The sequence below is a fragment of the Bradyrhizobium sp. NBAIM08 genome (assembly GCF_020193935.1).
In the GTDB taxonomy this organism is placed as follows: Bacteria; Pseudomonadota; Alphaproteobacteria; order Rhizobiales; family Xanthobacteraceae; genus Bradyrhizobium; species Bradyrhizobium yuanmingense.
Genome location: NZ_JADYVR010001019.1, coordinates 1 through 400 on the forward strand (window position 1 = coordinate 1; position 400 = coordinate 400).

The 400-nt window shown below is 77.2% G+C and carries 2 protein-coding genes; both read right to left on the bottom strand.

Translation table 11 applies throughout. The features are described 5' to 3' along the window. On the bottom strand, positions 1-221 hold a 221-nt coding region (locus I6F37_RS43240), incomplete at its 3' end, for a hypothetical protein (RefSeq protein WP_225154870.1). Then, on the bottom strand, positions 218-400 hold a 183-nt coding region (locus I6F37_RS43245), incomplete at its 5' end, for a hypothetical protein (protein ID WP_225154871.1). The genes I6F37_RS43240 and I6F37_RS43245, both read right to left, overlap by 4 nt.

Consider the following 400-nt stretch of genomic DNA (forward strand, 5'->3'; position numbering starts at 1 on the left):
GATTGCGGCAGGCCGGCCACGCCGAGCGTCGCGTCGATGGGGACGAATGTGTGTCCGGGCGTGCGAACCGGCCGGGCGGCCTGCGTCCACGGCTGCCCGCCGGCGAGGCGCTCGAAGGCGGGAAAGTGGAGCGTCGCGAACGGATTCTCGCCCGTCTCGGGCGGCGCCGGGCCGAGCCCGACGCCGTCGAGAAAGACGAACAGGACGTGCGGGGCGATCACGGCGCGAGCCAGCCGAGGACGGTCGCGTCAGCCTGGGCGTCGTCGGCCCGGAGGGAGGCCGCGATCCACGGCGCGTCGGCCGCCGCGTCCGCCTCGACCGTGCCCACGAGCGCGACCGGCACGCCCGCCTCCGTCGCCCACGCGCATGCGCGGCGCTCGGGCGACCCCGCAGCCGGAGC